This window comes from Ochrobactrum chromiisoli, from assembly GCF_026241335.1.
GTDB classification, from domain to species: domain Bacteria; phylum Pseudomonadota; class Alphaproteobacteria; order Rhizobiales; family Rhizobiaceae; genus Brucella; species Brucella chromiisoli.
The window spans coordinates 28,769-47,951 of sequence record NZ_JAPHAV010000020.1 but is presented as its reverse complement, the minus strand read 5'-3'; the positions used below and the strand labels follow the sequence as shown (position 1 = coordinate 47,951).

Here is a 19,183-nt window from a genome sequence, read left to right as displayed (position 1 = left end):
GCGTGTGATCTGGGGGCCGAACTTGGCGATCCAACGACGAACTGTCTCGTATGATACGTCGATTCCACGCTCAAGCAGCATTTCCTCAACTTCACGCAGACTAAGGTTGAACCGCAGATAAAGCCACACCGCATGAGCAATAATCTGTGGCGGAAAACGGTGACGCTTGAAGATGATAACTGATGTCTGCATCGCCAAAAATTACGCCCAAACCGTCAGGCAGGCAACTGTAGCCCAGTTAACGTGACAACACCTTCAATAGTTCTATTTTTTATCTTGTTTGAGATGAAACAAATCGCCCCCGCATCATCCAGTTTAGAATTGGTTTCATGATGATGCGGGGCTGTCATCATCATCTTTCGATAGCCGACGGCCATGGATGAACCTGATGACAAGCGAACCTGTTTCCACGATCAATATTATCGATGTACGCACCATTCCGCCTATCTCCCGTCATGCGACGATTTTCGCGATGATTGATGATCTGGAGTCGGGCCAAACGTTGCAGATCGTCAATGATCATGATCCGGTGCCGCTGCGTTATCAGCTTGAAAACCGTAATCCGGGTGTTTTCTCTTGGGAGTATAAGGAAAGCGGTCCTTTGTGGCGCGTAGAGATTGGTCGCCCGAAGAGCCATGACCATGCCGACGGTCATGAATGCACCTGCGGTAATCATTAACTCCTTTTTTGATGAAGGCCTGCCATGTTCGGTGCCGCGCTTTCCCGATGGACACTCTCATATGTCGCCGCCTCGTTGTTTTTCCTAATCGCAGGAACGGCACTGATGGTGGGAGGTTTCGGCTACCCGTTTGATGATTTGCGGGCACCGGAAACGCTCATCGTGGTGCATATTATCGCGATTGGCTGGCTTTCATTATTGATGTGCGGCGCGTTATTGCAGTTTGTGCCTGTGCTGGTGGCAAAGCCTTTGCAACTCAGCGGTGCCGGGCTTCCGGCATTGCTGTTTTTACTGACCGGCCTTTGCGGGCTGATAGGCGGCTTTGCGGCTCTCGCTGGAATTGTCGATTTGCCCCTTTGGCTAATGCCGCTTTCAGTACTGTTTCTAATTATGGGGTTTGCAATCATCAGCGTGATGCTTGGCAAGACAATTTGGACTGCCAGACCTCTGACTTTACCAGCACGTTTTGTAGGTGTTGGCCTTGTCTGCCTGCTGGTTGTGGTTGTTTTGGGAAGTCTTTTTACATTGATGCTATCCGGCATGCTTGAACAGGCTGTCTTGTTGGAAATCGCTTCTTCAGGGCTTTCAACCCATGTCATTTTGGGGCTTGGCGGCTGGATGGCCTTTACTGCAATGGGTGTCAGCTATCGCCTTCTGACCATGTTTATGCTTGCGCCGGAGCCTGCAAAAAAGACGGTGCATCTGGTTTGGACTGCAGGTGTTTCTGCTCTGGCTCTGCTGGTTTTCATAACAGTCTTCACACATTGGGGTTATGAATGGACCGATATTGCTCTCATGGTAGCATTGGTTTTGGGCGTTACCAGCATCGGCCTCTATGCTCATGATGTGCATTCGATTTATGGCGAGAGAAAACGCAAAATCATTGAGCTCAATAGCGCTGCATCTGTTCCGGCCTTTGCCGCTATGTTGCTTTCGCTGCCCGTCGCAATTGCTCTGCCTTGGGTCGGCACCACGGATGGGGTTGTTGCAGCGCTGGTCTATCTTTTTACATTTGGCTGGCTAACCGGCCTAAGTTTGGCACAGCTATACAAGATCGTCCCGTTCCTGACATGGCTTGAATGCTATGGTCCGGTGATGGGGAAAATTCTGACGCCGCGCGTGCAGGACATTGTGGTTGAAAGCCGGGCAAAGCGTTGGTTCTGGGTGTATTATACAGGCGTTGCCATTGCCGTTGTCGCGCTCATCGTCGGGCAGACGCTCGCATTCAGGGTGGGATGTGGACTTAATCTTGTTGCAATTCTCGCTTTGTCATCTCATTTCATTCGCGCACGGCGACTGATGGATGTGCCGGAAGCCATGAAGCTTCCAAACGTTATCACGATGCCACATCTGATTTACGCTGGCGGGCCAGTTTCGAGGGGGAGAAAATGACAGTGTCAGTCTACGAATTGATTCCACATGAGCTTGATGTGCGCCCACTCCTGAAAGCTGGCGTCGAGCCGTTTCAGGCAATTATGGGCGCTGTCGAAGGACTGGCTGCCGGACAAAGCCTTATTTTAATTGCTCCATTTAAGCCGGTACCTCTCTTTGCAGTCATGGAACGCAAGGGGTTCTCTGCCAAAGCGGAAGCAATTGGCGATGGCGATTGGCAGGTCCTATTTGCGCCTATCGGGGATGAAGTGCCTGCTGTGCAGATTTCGGATAATGCCGGTTCACCAGATGACTGGCCGGAACCTTCGCAATATCTTGATTGCTCGGATATGGACCCACCACAACCAATGGTAAGCATCCTTGCCGAAGTTGAGAATATGCAGACAGGTGAGGTACTGTTTGCGCTTTTGCATCGCGAACCGCTATTTCTGTTTCCTGAACTTGAAAAGCGCGGCCACCAATGGGTAGGGAATTTTGACGAAACAGGTCAGGCCTATCGCATTATGATCCGCGTCGGTACGGCGTGAGGAAAGACGATGCAAAGCGAAGAACGTGAGCGGCTGGAAGATGAAGTGCGCAATGCATTGCGCATTGTTATGGATCCTGAACTCGGCATTAACCTTGTCGATCTAGGAATGATCTATATGATCACTGCGCATGCGAATGGTGATGTGTCGGTCAAAATGACGACAACAACGCGAGGCTGTCCTGCGGCTGGATTTCTGACGCAAGCCGTACAAGCGTGTGTCGAGGATGTGGCGGGTGTTTCTCATGCAGACGTTGAACTGACCTATGAACCGGAATGGTCACCGGATATGGCTATACCTGAAGCACGCGCGCGTTTTGCGGTGTCCGATTTCTGAGCCTTGTTGCAGCGAAAATTTGTGAAAGCGGCTTTATTGAGGGCCGCTTTTTAGTTTTGATCGACATGAAATGGCCAGTAAAGAACCTTTCTTAACCACATCAATAGGTGCATATAACGTGAAGAGTAGGCCGGGATTTCGCTTTTGGTGGCCTTACTTGTTCCAGCGCAAATGACGAAGTTGAAGTGTGAAATTATTGATTTAAGGGTATGATTTTTAATAATAATTATTATCATATAATTCATCTTATGTTGATCGTAAGCAATGAATAAGGATCGGATGCCTCCTATACATAGAGTGACAGAGCGGAAGAACGCTCGGTCCTATCGGAAGGAGAGAATCGATGGGTGACCATATCAATATTAATCGCCGCACAGTTTTGGCAGGAGCAGCCCTAGCGGGCGCACTGGCACCCGTTTTGGCGACAAGCTCGGCTTGGGCGACGGGAACCTTAAAAAAGGCAAGTGCCGCAGAAATTGCAGCGCTTCCACGCGAAAAGGTTGAGCTGGTTAAGCCTCCTTTCGTGCATGCGCATAGTCAGGTTGCAAACGGCGGTCCCAAGGTGGTTGAATTCACCATGGTGATCGAGGAAAAAAGATGATCCTCGATGATGCGGGCACCGAAGTCCACGCGATGACATTTAACGGCACCGTGCCGGGGCCGCTTCTGGTGGTGCATCAGGACGACTATGTTGAACTGACGCTCATCAATCCTGAAACAAATACACTGATGCACAATATTGATTTCCATGCGGCAACCGGCGCGTTGGGTGGTGGGGGGCTCACAGAGATCAACCCGGGTGAAAAGACGGTTCTGCGGTTTAAGGCAACCAAACCTGGTGTGTTTGTTTACCACTGCGCACCTCCCGGAATGGTTCCATGGCATGTCACATCGAGCATGAATGGTGCAATCATGGTGCTGCCACGCGAAGGCCTAAACGATGGCAAGGGCAATCCGCTGACTTATGACAAGGTCTATTATGTTGGCGAACAGGACTTCTATGTTCCGCGCGACGAAGAAGGCAATTACAAGAAGTATGACGCGCCCGGCGATTCTTATGAAGATGTTGTCAAGGTCACGCGTACTCTTACTCCAACCCATGTCGTCTTTAATGGCGGTGTCGGTGCGCTGACAGGCGATAAGGCCATGACAGCAAAGGTTGGTGAAAAGGTTCTGATCGTTCATTCGCAGGCTAACCGCGATACGCGTCCGCACTTGATTGGTGGGCATGGGGATTATGTCTGGACAACCGGCAAGTTTAATACTCCGCCGGATGTTGATCAGGAAACATGGTTTATCCCAGGTGGTGCAGCGGCAGCAGCCTTCTACACCTTCCAGCAACCGGGCATTTACGCCTATGTGAACCATAACCTGATCGAGGCTTTTGAGCTGGGCGCTGCTGCTCACTTCAAAGTAACGGGCGAATGGAACGACGATTTGATGACGTCGATACTGGCGCCATCGGGCATGTAAGTCCGACATGACAGCCAACGGTTCGGGGGACATGAGAGCACTGGAGGCTCGTCTTCCGGACGATTGATCCTGTAACTGATCGTGAGAACATCATGAAACAGAGTGCAAAGAAAAAGCTGCGCGAATTTGGCGTGGCTGTTCCGGCTGTCCTTCTCGCTGTATTCGCAGGTGTGTTGGTTGTCGACGCAGCAGGCCAGATTGGCAAAAAAGGCGAGGCGTCTGAAGCTGTTCGCCCACAAACTGTAACCGTTACAGAACGAAGCATGACCTATCGCGCGGACGGCGATTTTCAGAAGAATAATTATCCAACCGATCCGCCGCTGACGACACGCAGGCTTGGCCGGTCGTTCGAGATTATGAAGTATCAGGTCACCATCGCGGAATATGCCAAGTGCGTAAGCGATGGTGCATGTGTTGCAGCCGATACTCAGTCTAAAGCGGCAAATGCCGCGCAATCGACCCATCCGGTTGTTGGCATCAGCTATGATGATGCAGAGGCTTACGCGCGCTGGCTTTCGGACAGAACGGGCGAAGTGTGGCATTTGCCGACCGACGAGCAATGGGTTTTCGCTGCGGGGTCGCGTTTTGCCGATGATGCTCTAGGCGGTGATGACAATGGCAGTGTTAATCCAGCGCTGCGCTGGTTGCGCGATTATGAAAAGCAGAGCGAAAGCAAAAAGGATCGCGATCCGGCGGTCCGTCCGGTGGGCAGCTTTGGTGAAAACGAGCTTGGTATAACCGATATTGGTGGCAATGTGTGGGAATGGACCACGACTTGTCACCGTCGTGTCAATCTTGATGCATATGGCAAGATAGCAAGCGAAAACGTGGTTTGCGGTGTCTATGTGGTGAATGGCAAGCATCGTGCAGCGATGAGGTCGTTTATCCGTAACCCAAAATCCGGGGGGTGCAGTGTTGGTTTGCCGCCTGATAATCTCGGATTTCGCCTTGTCCGCGACGGGCGCTGGTATGCCCCTGTGCTCAAGCGGTTAAGAGCCCTTTCGGTGTAACCTTAATTGATGAATCGCCACAAGTTTTTGCCCCTAAACGCATGCTTTTCCTGCTTAATTATGCTAAGTAGGAATAGGGATTCAGAGTAGGGGTATTCGAATGGCCACGATTGATCGCGGTCGTGTCAGGAAATTATCATTATTCGCCAAAATGGGGGACAATGAGCTGGATAAGCTTGTCTCCTATGCTTCGTCGCGACGTATTCCGCAGGGTGAATCCATTTTTGAACAAGGTGATGAAGCGGTAACGTTTTATCTGCTGCTCTATGGACGTCTCAAGGTTAATCAGGTCACTTCTGACGGGCAGCAGATTATCGTTCGCATGGTGCATCCGGGTGATCTTTTCGGCTTTGCCAAAGCTCTTCAGCGCAACGACTATCCCGGCACTGCCATGGCAGTCACAGAAAGCATTGTGCTCGGTTGGCCCACCGAACTGTGGGATTATTTCGTCGAGCAGAATCCCGGTCTTGCGATGAATGCAATTCAAACAATTGGCACGCGTCTTGAGGAAGCGCATACGCGCATCCGTGAGATGTCAACGGAAGAAGTCGAGCGCCGCGTCGCCCATGTTGTACTGCGTCTGGCGCAGAAAGCTGGTAAGAAAGAAGACGGCGGTATTCGCATCGATTTTCCGATCACAAGGCAGGATATTGCCGAGATGACGGGAACTACGCTCCATACCGTATCGCGGATTTTGAGTGGATGGGAAACCAAGGGCTTTGTGCTCGGCGGGCGTCAGAAGCTGACCTTGATCGATGCGCAAGGCATCAGGAAGCTCGCGGAAGGTGAGGTCTAAGCGCCTGAGTTTGACGCAGATTTCAAATGATAAAAGGCCGTACTTTCGTTTGAAAGCACGGCCTTTCCCGTTTTTGATGTCTTAGCCATGCATGACTGATGCAGTCTTCTGACGACTGACATATGCTGCACCGATGCCGCCATGTAAAAAGCCGTTGGAAAGCGGCGCCGCCGGATAAATCTGCTGCAATCTCGCCAGCGCTTCCTCAGTATCGATTCGACCATGCAGTACATCTTCATGAATTCTTGCGACGGAAACCATGTCGCAATCTTGCGGAGATAGCCTGAAACGCTGAACACCCGCCCGCACCAGATCGGGCATATCCTCAATCAACGACTGGCAGGTGTGCGAAAGTGTCTGCACACCGTTAAGTGCCAGAAATGGCTGACTGTCGAGGGTTTTAACGGGCAATCCGTCTGGCTCCTCACCACAGACAAATTGGCAATTATCCTTGAAGTGGCCTTTGGAGCGGGCATGGGCGCAACGTGCCGAGATCGCCAGCGGAATGCGTCCAAAAGCGAACACCTCAAAGGCTATTTCCGGCGCACCTTTGATAATTTCACGAATGGAATTCAGAGGCAGTTCTGGCGGAAGGCAAATGGATGTTGCGCCACGCGCTGCCAGAACTTTTGCCGTTGCGGAATTATAGACATTGACCAATGGGCCGACGATATGCGGTTTGCCTGCAAGCAATCCAAGCGCTGAAAGATCATTGGCCTCAACCGGAAAGGGTGAATCCTCTGCCGTCTGGCGCACATGTTTTGCTTCGCGTTCCAGCATGACCAACGCAAGCGAACCAATGCTCACGCTCTTACCAGCATTTTGTAATCGCTCAACCACTTCCTCCATAAAATGATTAATGAAGTGAAAACGTTTAGAGCAGACGATTTCCCCAACCGTTACATGTTTGACGGGAGATTCATCAGCGATGCGAAAATAGAAATCTCGCCATTTTGGCCCGTCCCATAAAAACAGAACTGGTCCCAGACTGAGGCTGGGAGTGGAGCGTTGATCTGACATGATTATCTCCAGCGTTTTTCATAAGCGCCTGAGGTGGTCTGCTGACCTTCACTCAATGTACGCAATCGCGACAAAAGGGCGGCGCGTCGTTCCGGCCCTGCCGATAATGTCTGACGCAAAATCGAAACAACTTCCGCAACATAGGCTTTACCGCGCTGACGGCCTTCGATTTTCAGGGCCGAAACGCCTGCAGCGCGCAACTCATCAATATGGTTCATTACATCAAGCGAAACCGGATCTTCAAAGGCGTAGCCTTCTTCGTCGCCAATATTAAAACGGCCTTTGCACAGCGTCGGATAGCCCGCAGCTTCTCCCGCCGGAAACCGGTTGATCGTGTAATCGCCCAGCTCCGATACAAGTTCAGAACCATCATTGCGGTAACGAACATGGCTTGCCGGAGAGCAGACGCCATTCATATTGGGTGACTTGCCGGTGGCATATGAGGAAAGCGAGCAGCGTCCCTCTGCCATCACGCAAAGGCCGCCAAAGACGAAGACCTCCATCTCGCAGGCGATTTTTTTGCCAAGTTTTGCAATATCGGGAATGGTCAGAACGCGCGGCAGCACGACGCGTTTTGCTTTGAAAGCATCGATCAGAAAACGCACTGCATCGGCATTGGACGCCGAAGTTTGCACCGAAACATGCAAGCGCTGCTGCGGATGTTTTTCGGCCGTGTAAGCCATCAGGCCGAAATCGGCTAGAATTACCGCATCCGCGCCAAGAGCTGCGGCGTCATCGACAGCGGAATACCAGATATGTTCGTCGCCCGCACGCATGAAGGTGTTGATCGCAACAAAGACCTGCGTACGGTGCGAATGTGCGAAGATTATCGCATCGCGCAGTTCATTGCGGCTGAAATTCAGTCCCGGAAAATTGCGCGCATTGGTTTCGTCACGAAATCCGCAATAGACCGCATCGGCACCTGCCTGAACAGCTTCACGCAATGCGGCCGGTGTACCTGCCGGGCAGATCAGTTCCACGTGCGTTCTCCCTGATCCGACCCTTTGACATGCAATGCCTTGTCGCGAACATAGCCCGCAATATTCTGAATGATTGGGGCAAACGGGCCTGCTGCTTTCCCAAGATCGGCGGGAAGATCGACATTGCAATCGTCCAGCGCATTGCGCAGAGCGAGCATCGCCTCCATGTCGCCGGTCACTGTGATGTCACGCGAGAAGAACAGCGCATCACCATCAAGCTTTCCTTCAAGCAATGCCAGTAGCATAACGAGCGGACCATCAATCGCTGCATCCGTTTCAACAGCCGCATCTTTCCGTATAACGGTGATGGCGGGCCGAGCAGGTTCGACTACAAACACAAATGGCAGGTCGGAGGGGCTGAAACCAAATCGCTTGTTGACGTAATCGCCAAGACGCTCAAACAGGCCCGGATGTGCGCGGATAACCTGAAGAAAAACGCGCGAAACAAGCGGGGTCAGCAGAAATGGCGGAACAAACCGGGCAGGAGCAGCCACAGCTGGTGGAATCTTCATCATTACTCAGCTCCTGTTTAACATATCAGAGAATTATGCGATTCAGTGCCGTCGGAGTTTGATTAAGATCAAAGACGAGAAAACAATTCGGTACTCAAACATGAGGCATGAAAAATGCTTCCGTTTTGCCGCCGAACTATACCTGTTTGCAAAGCTTTATGCGTGAGCTTGAAAAGCGCGGCGATCTTGTGCGCATCACGCGCCCGGTTTCGTTGGTTCACGAAGTCACGGAAATCCATAAGCGTGTGCTTCACGCCGATGGTCCGGCATTGCTGTTTGAAAAGCCTGTCGATGCTGATGGTCATGTTCGGACAATGCCGCTGCTTGCCAATCTGTTTGGTGCTGAGCGACGGATTGCGTGGGGACTTGGGCGGGAAGTTGAGGAACTTCCAGCACTTGCCGAAATGCTTGCGGAATTGCGTGCGCCCAAGCCACCGCGCTCCGCGAAGGAAATCTGGAGCAAGCTTCCCATTGCGCGTGCAGCGCTTGCCATGCGTCCGCGCCGGATAAGCCGTGCACCCGTTCATGAAACGATTCTATTGGGTGATGAAATCGATCTTGGCAAACTGCCGATTCAGTGGTGCTGGCCGGGTGAACCTGCGCCGCTTGTGACGTGGCCGCTGGTGATTACATGTGCGCCCGACGATCCGTCAGACGTGAATGTCGGCATTTACCGCATGCAGAAATTAGGACCAGACCGTCTGATCATGCGCTGGCTCGCGCATCGTGGCGGAGCACGACATCACCGCATGTGGCAGCAGCGCGGGCTTGATATGCCTGTTGCCGTTGCAATCGGTGTCGATCCGGCCAGCATATTGGCTGCTGTCATGCCTTTGCCGGAAGGCATGAGTGAACTGGCCTTTTCAGGTCTCCTGTCGCGCCGCAGACCTGTTATCACTGATGCGCTCACGGTTCCGCTGAGTGTGCCTGCCAATGCAGAAATTATTCTCGAAGGCCATGTCTCGGCGTCATATACGGCACCTGAAGGACCTTATGGCGATCATACCGGCTATTATAATAGTGTCGAAGAATTCCCTGTCATGCAACTGAGCGCAATAACCATGCGCAAACGCCCCATTTATTTATCGACCTATACCGGGCGCCCGCCAGATGAACCGTCGAAGCTTGGCGAAGTGATGAACCAACTTTTCGTGCCGGTTGTTCGCGCGCAGTTTCCTGAAATCTCTGATCTGTGGCTACCGTCTGCCGCATGCTCCTATCGCGCCATGGTGGTTTCCATCGACAAGCGCTATCCGGGACAGGCGCGGCGGGTGATGATGGGTCTTTGGTCGATGCTGCCGCAGTTCAGCTATACCAAGCTTATCATCGCAGTTGATCGAGACATTAACGTGCGCGACTGGGATGATGTGCTGTGGGCTTTATCGACACGCTTTGACGCAAGCCGTGATCTCGTCATGCTTGAGAGTACACCTGTCGATTATCTCGATTTTGCATCGCCGCGCTCTGGCCTTGGCGGCAAGCTGGGACTTGATGCCTCTAATAAGATCGGGCCGGAAACGGATCGGGAATGGGGCGATGTGCTGACTATGAACGACAGCACAATTGCGCGCGTCGACGCGATCTGGGATGAACTTGGTCTTAGCGGACTGCCACGCCAATGAAGCGGATTGTTATCGGTGTTTCCGGCGCATCAGGTTCTATCATTCCTCTCAAAATCCTAGAAAAGCTGGCAAAGCTAGAAGATGTAGAAGCGCATCTTGTTGTCTCGGAAGCTGCTGAGCGCACTTTGCGCTATGAACTGGGCCCCAATGGCTATTCGATGTTGCATCGGCTGGCAGACAAAACCTATTCCGTTGAAGATGTAGGTGCGACAATTGCCAGTGGCTCAGTGCCGACTACCGGCATGATTGTAGCGCCGTGCACAATGCGTACACTTGCATCCATTGCACATGGTTTCAGCGACAGTCTGCTGACGCGTGCTGCGGATGTGCATTTGAAAGAAAGGCGCAGATTGGTTTTGTTGACACGCGAAGCACCACTGCATCTCGTCCACTTGCGCAACATGTGTACGGTTACAGAAATGGGCGCAATCGTGATGCCCCCCGTTCCGGCTTTTTATCTGCATCATCAGAGTGTGGAGGAAATTGCCGATCAGATTGCAGCGCGCGCAATTGATCTGGTCGGCGCAGTCACTTCTTTAGCGCAAAGCTGGAACCCAGATAATTTCGCGAGCGGATTCGCCATTTCTGATTAGGTGGAGCTTTTACCTCCGCTAGCATCAAACTCATCCATAGGATCATAAATAAGAGGCTTTTTTGCAGACTAGAAAACATGATCCATCAACAAGAATTTCGAAGCATTTTCAGCGTAAACGCGTCCAAATTTAAGCCGTTTTTCGTTCAATATAACGTTGCAATCTAACCAAGATTTTTTCTAGTTGTTCTGAAACAAAGAAGAAGACGCACGGATCGCTATTCATCGACATAAACGGGTGCCTTACCCATAAGGGCAGCCAGCTAGGTTGAAACGAATATGTTGACTACGGACGCTACAGCTTTCGATTATGTGATCCGGCAACCCCGTTGCTTTTGCCATTTGGCCCACAAGGTGTTTTCTAATCACCTTTGTTCAGTCTTAATTGCGCTGATTACGCTAAGTATTTTTGCATCTCCTTCATATTCCGCCGACTTGCAAAAGTATCTTCCGGCGTTGGAAGTCACGCAGGTGTTTCCCGGAGCAAACAGTGTTGGCAAACCTGCTGGTGAACCACCGATTGCCCCTGTGACGAAGGGTGGCGAGCTGCTCGGCTACGTTTATCTCAATTCCGATTTCACCAGTTCGATCGGTTATTCCGGTAAGCCGATCCGCATCCTCGTTGGAATAGATACCAAAGGTGTCATTCGCGGTATCAAACTGGTGGACCACAAAGAGCCTATCGTCCTGATTGGTATTCCTGAAGCCAAAGTTGTCGCGGCACTTAATTCCCTTGTGAACAGCGATCTGGCTGCGGTTTCAGCAGGCAAGGCGAAACCGCCACAGGTCGAGATCGTCAGTGGTGCAACCGTCACGGTTCTTGTGATGGGTGACAGTATTGTGCGCTCGGCAGTAGGTCTTATTCGCAGCGGGCGATTAGGAAATACGCCCGTGTTTGCCGAGAGCGTTGATGCGCCGCGAGAAGTTAACATGGAACTGCGCGCACCGCAGGATTGGCAAACGCTCATCGGTGATGGATCGGTTCGCAGCCTTAAACTTAATGTCGGCGAGGTCAGCCAAGCCTTTCGCGACGCTAATCAAGAACAGGCTGCAAACAACGCAGAGTCTTCCAACCCTGACGATAACTTTATCGAACTTTATGCCGCTCCTGTTTCCGTGCCCGGCATCGGGATTAGCCTGCTCGGAAAAGACGGTTATGAACGGCTGGAAAAACAGCTTAAACCCGGTGAACAGGCCATTCTGGTTGCCGGTGACGGCGCCTATTCATTCAAGGGGTCAGGCTACGTACGCGGCGGAATTTTCGATCGCATAGAACTTTTGCAGGACGGACAAGGCGTTCGCTTCCGCGACAAAAATCATACGCGCCTTGGTGACATTGAAGCCGATGGCGCGCCGCAATTGCGCGAAATTGCGCTCTTTCGTGTGCCAGCGGGTTTCGCCTTCGATGTGACAAAGCCATGGGATTTGCAGCTTCTCGTTCAGCGCGGATTTGGTGCGCGTGACAAGGCTAATCTCAGCTATGATTTGGGCTATAGCCTGCCAGAACGCTATCTGCTCGCAAAGCCGGCTCCCGCATCCGCTTCTGAGGCACCGCGCCAACCGCAGCCGGTGGGAGAGGCAACGGCATCTGATATTTTTGGCAACAATAGCCCGCTTTGGGTAAAAATGTGGGAGATGAACCGGGTCAATGTGGTGATTGCGGGGCTCGCAATCTTCATACTCGTCGCAATCTTCTTTTTCCAAAATAGTCTTGTCGCGCTTCCTCACATTTTTGTCTGGGTCAGACGCAGCTATCTGCTTTTTATTCTGCTCTGGCTCGGATTGTACAATAATGCGCAATTGTCGGTGGTCAATGTTCTGACCTTTACCAATTCGCTGATTACCGGCTTTAACTGGGAATTTTTCCTCACCTCACCACTGATCTTTATTCTGTGGGCTTCGGTTGCTGCTGGACTTCTATTCTGGGGTCGCGGGCCGTTTTGTGGCTGGCTCTGCCCGTTCGGTGCCTTGCAGGAGCTGAGCAATAACCTTGCGCAATGGCTGAAAGTGCCTCAGGTTAAACTGCCATGGGGATTGCATGAGCGCCTGTGGCCCGTGAAGTACATCATATTTCTGGGGCTGTTCGGACTGTCACTTTACTCGGTGGCACTTGCAGAAGTCTTTGCTGAAGTAGAGCCGTTCAAAACCTCTATTATTCTCAAATTCTCGCGCGAATGGCCGTTTGTGATCTATGCACTGACGTTGCTTTCAGCAGGCGTTTTCATCGAGCGTTTCTACTGTCGCTACATGTGCCCACTGGGCGCAGCGCTTGCCATTCCGGGCCGTATCCGCATGTTTGAATGGCTCAAACGCTGGCCCGATTGCGGCTCGCCATGCCAGCGTTGCGCTAAAGAATGCCCTGTTGAAGCCATTCATCCTGAAGGCCAGATCAATGTGAATGAATGCATTTACTGCATGCATTGTCAGGAACTTTATCACGACGATCAACGCTGCCCGCACATGATTCAGGTTCGTGTGAAACGCGAAAAATTTGCCGCGCGCAATGCACCTCTTGCAGCAACTGCCGAACGCGGCGGGGGACCGGCCAAGCCCGTCATCTCAGTTAAAGGCAAACCGTTGGATGCCCAGCTTGGCACCGGTTCGCCGAACTAGTTTCTAAAGGAGAGAAAAATGACCGACGAAAACACACAATCAAGGTTTAGCAGACGACAACTACTGGGGACATCAGCATTTGTGGCAGCAGCCGGTGCAACTGGCATCGGTGGTGCGCTGCTTGCCGGAACAAGCACACCCGCACTTGCCGCCGGCAACGGTCATGCCGCCAAGGCTACCGTTTTGCCGGGCGAACTCGACGAATATTATGTTTTCTTCTCCAGCGGACAGGCAGGGGAAGTGCGCATTGTCGGATTGCCTTCGATGCGCGAATTGATGCGTATTCCCGTCTTCAATCGCGACAGCGCGACAGGCTGGGGACAGACCAATGAAAGTCTGAAGATTCTCCGTGAAGGCATGTTGCCGGAAGACCGCGAATTCATGAAAGATCGCGGCGGTATTTTCCTGAACGGGGATCTTCACCATCCGCATTTGTCATTCACCGATGGCACATATGATGGTCGTTATCTCTTTGCCAATGATAAGGCCAACACGCGCGTTTGCCGCATTCGTCTGGATGTCATGAAATGCGACAAGATCATCCAGCTTCCTAACCAGCATACGGTTCATGGTTTGCGCGTGCAGAAATATCCGCGCACAGGCTACGTCTTCTGTAACGGTGAAGACCGCGTGCCAATTCCAAATGATGGTAGCAATCTCACAGATACAAAGCAGTATCATGCGATTTTCACGGCCGTCGATAGCGACACAATGAAGGTTGCCTGGCAGGTGATGGTCGATGGCAACCTCGATAATGTGGATTGCGACTATCAGGGCAAATACGCATTTGCGACCTGCTACAATTCAGAAGAAGGCGTCACACTTGCTGAAATGATGAGCAGCGAGCAAGACTGGCTTGTTGTCTTCGACCTCAAGCGCATTGAAGAAGCTGTCGCAAAAGGCGAGTTTAAGGAAATGAACGGTGTGCCAGTCGTCGATGGTCGTCACGGTTCGACTTTCACACGTTATATTCCTGTTCCGAATAGCCCTCATGGCATCAATACCGCTCCTGATGGCATTCATATTGTTGCCAATGGCAAGCTGTCGCCAACTGTGACCGTTTTTGACGTCAGAAAGTTCGATGACCTTTTTGCTGACAAGATCCAGCCACGCGATGCCGTTGTTGCAGAACCGGAACTCGGACTTGGACCGTTGCATACGGCTTATGATGGCAAGGGTAATGCTTACACAACGCTCTTCATCGACAGTCAGATTTGCAAGTGGAACATCGAAGATGCAAAGCGTGCCTTTGCTGGTGAAAAGGTCGATCCAATCCGTCAGAAACTGGATGTGCAATACCAGCCCGGACATAATCATACATCGATGGGACAAACGAAGGATGCTGATGGCCAATGGCTGATTTCGCTCAATAAGTTCTCAAAGGATCGCTATCTCAACGTCGGCCCGCTCAAGCCTGAAAACGATCAGCTGATCGATATTTCAGGTGATAAGATGGAGATTGTTCATGATGGTCCAAGCTTTGCTGAACCGCATGACGCGACAATCGTTCACCGTTCCAAGATCAACCCGGTCAACTTCTGGAGCCGCGAAGATCCGATGTTTGCCGATGCGGTGAAACAGGCTGAAGCGGATGGCATCGACCTGATGGTGGATTCCGAAGTCATTCGCGATGGAAACAAGGTTCGCGTTTACATGACGTCGGCCGCCCCAGCCTTTGGTCTGACTGATTTCACGGTCAAGCAAGGCGATGAAGTGACCGTCTATGTGACAAATATTGATGAAATCGAAGACCTGACGCATGGCTTTGCGATCATCAATTACGGCGTCAATATGGAGGTTGGTCCGCAAGCGACCGCATCCGTTACCTTCACTGCCAATAAGGCGGGTGTGTGGTGGTATTACTGTTCCTGGTTCTGCCATGCCATGCATATGGAAATGAAGGGTCGTATGCTCGTGGAACCGAAAAAGAGCTGAATGAAATGATAATCCCCCGTCTGTATCTCTCATTCAGTTTTACCATCGTTCTGACAACGCTTTTTTGCAACGCTGCACTGGCGAAGCAAATCGATGTTGCTGAAGGCGAAAATGTACAGGCGGCCATTGAGAAGGCCGAGCCGGGCGATGTCGTCCGGCTTGCCACTGGCACACACAAGGGTTCGCTGGTCATTGACCGCGCAATAGAGCTTACCGGTGAACCGGGTGCTGTTGTAGACGGGCTGGGAACAGGCAATGTCATTCTCGTTGAAGCTCCTGATGCAATTGTGCGCGGGCTTGAAATACGCGGCTCAGGCGAAAACATGCCTGAACTCAATGCAGGCATTTTTGTCGCCCGAACCGCAACGGGTGCGTTGGTTGAAGACAACCGGCTAATTGAAAATCTATATGGAATATATTTGCACGGCGCCGTCGATTCCATCGCGCGAAACAATGAGGTTATCGGTCGGCGCAATGTGCGCATGACACAAACCGGCAGCGGGATTTCGATCTGGAATGCGCCGGGAGCCAAGGTCATCGGCAATACTATTCGCTATGGCCGTGATGGTATTTATACAAATGCCAGCAATAATAACGTCTTTCAGAATAATCTCATGGAAAACGTGCGGTTTGCTGTTCACTACATGTATACCGACCGCAGTGAAGTGATTGGCAATATTTCGCGAAATAATTCGGTTGGCTTTGCGATCATGTACACCAATCGTCTCAAGGTGATGAATAACATCTCAGACGGTGATCGCGATCACGGATTGCTGCTCAATTATGCCAATAGTTCAGTAGTTTCCGGCAATCAGGTGATTGGACGCATGCAACCCATTGATCGCTGGCTCGATGCGGGTGTGCAAAAAGGCGAACACGGTCTTCCTACCGAAGAGCAGCAAGCAGCGACGGCAGGCGAAACCATGCGCCTTGGGCCAGAAAAATGCGTCTTTATTTATAATGCGAACAAGAACAAATTCACCGACAACAGTTTTAAAAATTGCAGCATAGGCATTCACTTCACCGCTGGTTCTGAAGGTAATACCATGACTGGCAATGCTTTCATCAACAACCGCAATCAGCTCAAATATGTCGGCACACGTAACCTCGACTGGTCACATGAAGGGCGTGGCAATTACTGGAGTGACAATCCCGGTTTTGATCTTAACAGTGATGGCATAGCCGATAATCCTTACCGTCCGAATGATTTGATCGACCGGGTATTGTGGACCTCGCCGCAAGCCAAAATTCTGATCAACAGCCCTGCTGTGCAAACTATTCGCTGGGCACAGACCCAGTTTCCAGCACTTCTGCCGGGCGGTGTCGTGGACAGTCATCCTCTTATGAAATCTCCCTTTATCGAAGCCAATGGCTCTGCGGAAGGAAATCACAATGACTGAGACCGTTGTTCTCGATCAGGTTACCAAATCTTATGGGGCTTTCAATGCCATAAGCGATGCCAGCTTTCAGCTTAATGCCGGAGAAAATATCGCGCTGGTTGGTCATAATGGCGCTGGCAAAACGACAATGATCAAACTGATGCTTGGTCTTATTCGTCCAACAAAAGGCAGTATTCGCGTTTTGGGTGAAGACCCGGCAGCAGGAGCTTTTGCTGCGAGGCTCAAGCTTGGTTATCTCCCTGAACATGTTTCTTTCAATATGGCGCTGACGGGTGCAGAGACCCTCAAATTTTATGCCCGGCTTAAAAACGTATCCAAAAGCCAGATTGCCGGATTGCTTGATCGCGTGGGTTTAGCCGATGCATCCCATCGGCGGGTTGGCACTTATTCCAAAGGAATGCGTCAACGGTTGGGACTGGCTCAGGCGCTTTTAGGCCAGCCATCCGTGCTGCTGCTTGATGAACCAACCACGGGACTTGACCCCGCATTACGCCAGAGTTTTTACGATATTCTCGAACATTTGCGACAGGAAGGCACCACAATCCTGATGTCATCACATGCGCTGACGGAACTCGAAAGCAAGGTTGGGCGTGTGATCATTGCCAATAAAGGAAAGATCATCGCCGATGGATCAATCGAAGCATTGCGTCGGATCTCTCAACTTCCTCTTCGTATTCGGGTGCAGTCTGAAGACGCACTGAAACTACCGGAAACATCCCGACAAATCGATCTGCAATGGCAGCAGCTTGATACCGGCGCTTTTGAAACTGAAGCACCCGGTGATGGCAAGATGGAGCTTATCCGGCATATCATCGCAAACAATGACAATCTGACTGAACTTGATGTGGTGCCGCCCACACTTGATGAGCTTTATGCGCATTTTCTGAATGTGGGTGATGCATTAACAAAGGAGGCGGCAGAATGAGTAATATCGCCATCATCGCATTCAAGGAAATTCAGGAAGGCTTACGCAATCGCTGGGTATTGGCGACCACGCTTTTGCTTGCAGCTCTTGCACTGAGCATGACGTTTCTTGGCAGCGCCCCCACCGGCAGTTCTGTTGGCGCGAGCCAAATGGACATTGTGATTGTCAGCCTGTCCAGCCTGACGATTTTTCTCATCCCGCTTATTGCATTGCTGATTTCACATGATGCGATCGTGGGTGAGATGGAGCGTGGAACGATGCTCCTTTTACTAAGCTATCCCTTGAGCCGTGCGCAGGTAGTTCTGGGCAAGTTCTTTGGGCAGCTTGCTATTCTCGCTTTCGCGACATTCTTTGGTTATGGCATTGCCGCTCTGGCGTTACTGGCCAGTGGACAGGCAGCGAGTGCTGAAAGCTGGCTTGCCTTCGCAACACTGATAGCATCATCGATACTGCTGGGTGCCGTTTTCATCGCCATTGGCTTTCTTGCTAGCGCACTCGTACGAGAGCGCAGCACCGCAGCCGGTATTGCCATTGGTGTCTGGCTTTTCTTTGTACTCATTTATGACGCCGCTTTGCTTGCACTTCTGGTGTTCGATCAGGGGCAAATGATCGGGACCGGCATTCTAAACACGCTGCTTCTGATCAATCCGGCTGACTCTTATCGTCTGCTAAACTTTGGAACAGGACAAGCCGGTGCGCTGACAGGCATGGGCGGCATGGCAGGAAATGCAACGCTTGGACCGGTCATTATGACTGTGACACTGGGTCTCTGGACTGTGCTGCCGCTCGCGTTTTCCATGCTGATTTTCTCCAGGAAAGAACTATGAAAAAGTCTTTGTTTCTCATTCCCGCTGCTTGTTTCATGTTTCTTGCTGGTTGTTCAGAACAGAAAACAACGGAAACTATTCCCCCTTTCGCGCTGACAGATTCCGCGATGGGCCGCTATTGTGGCATGAATGTCCTTGAGCATCCCGGTCCCAAGGGCCAGATCATTCTTTCTCCTGCAAATGAACCGATCTGGTTCTCGTCCGCGCGCGATACGATCGCCTTTACCATGTTACCTGAGGAGCCCAAGGGCATTGGTGCAATTTACGTTTCCGACATGGCGAAAGCTCCCAACTGGCAAGAACCCGGCGCGGAAAACTGGGTCGATGCGCATAAGGCATTTTTCGTCATTGAAAGTACGGCTGTCGGTGGAATGGGTGCACAGGAAGCGGTTCCGTTTTCCACACAGGAGGCTGCGGACAAATTCGTTACAGAAAAAGGCGGACGGATCGTAAGCTTCGCTGAAATGCCGGAAGCTTATGTGCTGGGTGATCAGACGGCCCAGAATGAAGCAACTGACACAGCTCATATGCACTGAAGGGAGCG

The 19,183-nt window shown here is 51.6% G+C and carries 18 protein-coding genes and 2 pseudogenes; 15 read left to right on the top strand and 5 right to left on the bottom strand.

The annotated features are described in order from the left end of the window. Together OPR82_RS21010 and OPR82_RS21005 are read right to left on the bottom strand one after the other, a co-directional pair. Window positions 1-192 (bottom strand): annotated as a pseudogene (locus OPR82_RS21010) (IS6 family transposase); the annotation flags it as partial. 23 nt (window positions 193-215) lie between these two features. Next, on the bottom strand, window positions 216-377 hold the full coding sequence (locus OPR82_RS21005) for a hypothetical protein (RefSeq protein WP_265986887.1): 162 nt from the start codon (window positions 375-377) through the stop codon (window positions 216-218). A gap of 11 nt (window positions 378-388) precedes the next feature. Between OPR82_RS21005 and OPR82_RS21000 the strand changes: the two genes are divergently transcribed. From OPR82_RS21000 to OPR82_RS20970, 7 genes and pseudogenes are all read left to right on the top strand, one after another. Next, window positions 389-679, top strand: a complete 291-nt coding sequence (locus tag OPR82_RS21000) for a DUF2249 domain-containing protein (protein WP_265986885.1) — start codon at window positions 389-391, stop codon at window positions 677-679. A 24-nt stretch (window positions 680-703) separates the two neighbouring features. Then, window positions 704-2,071 carry a hypothetical protein gene (locus tag OPR82_RS20995; RefSeq protein ID WP_265986883.1) on the top strand — a complete coding sequence of 456 codons (1,368 nt, stop codon included), beginning with the start codon at window positions 704-706 and terminating at the stop codon, window positions 2,069-2,071. Between the two features lie 2 nt (window positions 2,072-2,073). Further along, window positions 2,074-2,598: a DUF2249 domain-containing protein gene (locus tag OPR82_RS20990; RefSeq protein ID WP_265986900.1), complete on the top strand. Its 525-nt coding sequence runs from the start codon at window positions 2,074-2,076 to the stop codon at window positions 2,596-2,598. Between the two features lie 9 nt (window positions 2,599-2,607). Continuing rightward, a complete protein-coding gene (locus OPR82_RS20985) occupies window positions 2,608-2,934 on the top strand; it encodes a metal-sulfur cluster assembly factor (protein ID WP_265986881.1) in 327 nt (108 codons plus the stop codon). Window positions 2,935-3,277: 343 nt separating this feature from the next. Further along, window positions 3,278-4,407: pseudogene (gene nirK, locus OPR82_RS20980) on the top strand (copper-containing nitrite reductase). Between the two features lie 89 nt (window positions 4,408-4,496). Then, the gene (locus OPR82_RS20975) at window positions 4,497-5,417 is read left to right on the top strand and encodes a formylglycine-generating enzyme family protein (RefSeq protein ID WP_265986898.1); all 921 of its coding nucleotides are present in this window, start codon (window positions 4,497-4,499) and stop codon (window positions 5,415-5,417) included. A gap of 100 nt (window positions 5,418-5,517) precedes the next feature. Further along, window positions 5,518-6,213, top strand: coding sequence for a Crp/Fnr family transcriptional regulator (locus tag OPR82_RS20970; protein ID WP_265986879.1), 696 nt, complete (start codon window positions 5,518-5,520; stop codon window positions 6,211-6,213). A gap of 81 nt (window positions 6,214-6,294) precedes the next feature. Here OPR82_RS20970 and ubiV read toward each other — a convergent pair whose 3' ends face one another. The 3 genes from ubiV to ubiT are packed head-to-tail and all read right to left on the bottom strand — an operon-like array spanning window position 6,295 to window position 8,728. Continuing rightward, a complete protein-coding gene (ubiV, locus tag OPR82_RS20965; RefSeq protein WP_265986878.1) occupies window positions 6,295-7,233 on the bottom strand; it encodes a ubiquinone anaerobic biosynthesis protein UbiV in 939 nt (312 codons plus the stop codon). 2 nt (window positions 7,234-7,235) lie between these two features. After that, on the bottom strand, window positions 7,236-8,213 hold the full coding sequence (gene ubiU / locus OPR82_RS20960) for a ubiquinone anaerobic biosynthesis protein UbiU (RefSeq protein ID WP_265986877.1): 978 nt from the start codon (window positions 8,211-8,213) through the stop codon (window positions 7,236-7,238). Next, window positions 8,204-8,728, bottom strand: coding sequence for a ubiquinone anaerobic biosynthesis accessory factor UbiT (gene ubiT / locus OPR82_RS20955; protein WP_265986875.1), 525 nt, complete (start codon window positions 8,726-8,728; stop codon window positions 8,204-8,206). The genes ubiU and ubiT overlap by 10 nt, the downstream gene beginning before the upstream one ends. A gap of 104 nt (window positions 8,729-8,832) precedes the next feature. Here ubiT and OPR82_RS20950 point away from each other — a divergent pair, with 104 nt between their 5' ends. The 8 genes from OPR82_RS20950 to OPR82_RS20915 all read left to right on the top strand — a co-directional run bounded on the left by OPR82_RS20950 (window position 8,833) and on the right by OPR82_RS20915 (window position 19,175). Next, window positions 8,833-10,347: a UbiD family decarboxylase gene (locus tag OPR82_RS20950; protein WP_265986873.1), complete on the top strand. Its 1,515-nt coding sequence runs from the start codon at window positions 8,833-8,835 to the stop codon at window positions 10,345-10,347. Then, window positions 10,344-10,940 carry a UbiX family flavin prenyltransferase gene (locus OPR82_RS20945; protein WP_265986872.1) on the top strand — a complete coding sequence of 199 codons (597 nt, stop codon included), beginning with the start codon at window positions 10,344-10,346 and terminating at the stop codon, window positions 10,938-10,940. Before OPR82_RS20950 ends, OPR82_RS20945 begins: the two co-directional genes overlap by 4 nt. Before the next feature lie 383 nt (window positions 10,941-11,323). After that, window positions 11,324-13,552 carry a 4Fe-4S binding protein gene (locus OPR82_RS20940; RefSeq protein ID WP_407673290.1) on the top strand — a complete coding sequence of 743 codons (2,229 nt, stop codon included), beginning with the start codon at window positions 11,324-11,326 and terminating at the stop codon, window positions 13,550-13,552. 18 nt (window positions 13,553-13,570) lie between these two features. Further along, complete coding sequence (nosZ, locus tag OPR82_RS20935; protein ID WP_265986870.1) at window positions 13,571-15,487, top strand: TAT-dependent nitrous-oxide reductase; 1,917 nt, start codon at window positions 13,571-13,573, stop codon at window positions 15,485-15,487. 5 nt (window positions 15,488-15,492) lie between these two features. Next, window positions 15,493-16,887 (top strand): nitrous oxide reductase family maturation protein NosD, encoded by a 1,395-nt coding sequence (locus tag OPR82_RS20930; protein WP_265986868.1) that lies wholly within the window; start codon window positions 15,493-15,495, stop codon window positions 16,885-16,887. After that, window positions 16,856-17,812 (top strand): ABC transporter ATP-binding protein, encoded by a 957-nt coding sequence (locus OPR82_RS20925; RefSeq protein WP_051514929.1) that lies wholly within the window; start codon window positions 16,856-16,858, stop codon window positions 17,810-17,812. Before OPR82_RS20930 ends, OPR82_RS20925 begins: the two co-directional genes overlap by 32 nt. Beyond that, the gene (locus tag OPR82_RS20920; protein ID WP_024899845.1) at window positions 17,809-18,639 is read left to right on the top strand and encodes an ABC transporter permease subunit; all 831 of its coding nucleotides are present in this window, start codon (window positions 17,809-17,811) and stop codon (window positions 18,637-18,639) included. The genes OPR82_RS20925 and OPR82_RS20920 overlap by 4 nt, the downstream gene beginning before the upstream one ends. Beyond that, window positions 18,636-19,175, top strand: coding sequence for a nitrous oxide reductase accessory protein NosL (locus OPR82_RS20915; RefSeq protein WP_024899846.1), 540 nt, complete (start codon window positions 18,636-18,638; stop codon window positions 19,173-19,175). Before OPR82_RS20920 ends, OPR82_RS20915 begins: the two co-directional genes overlap by 4 nt. Window positions 19,176-19,183: the final 8 nt, after the last annotated feature.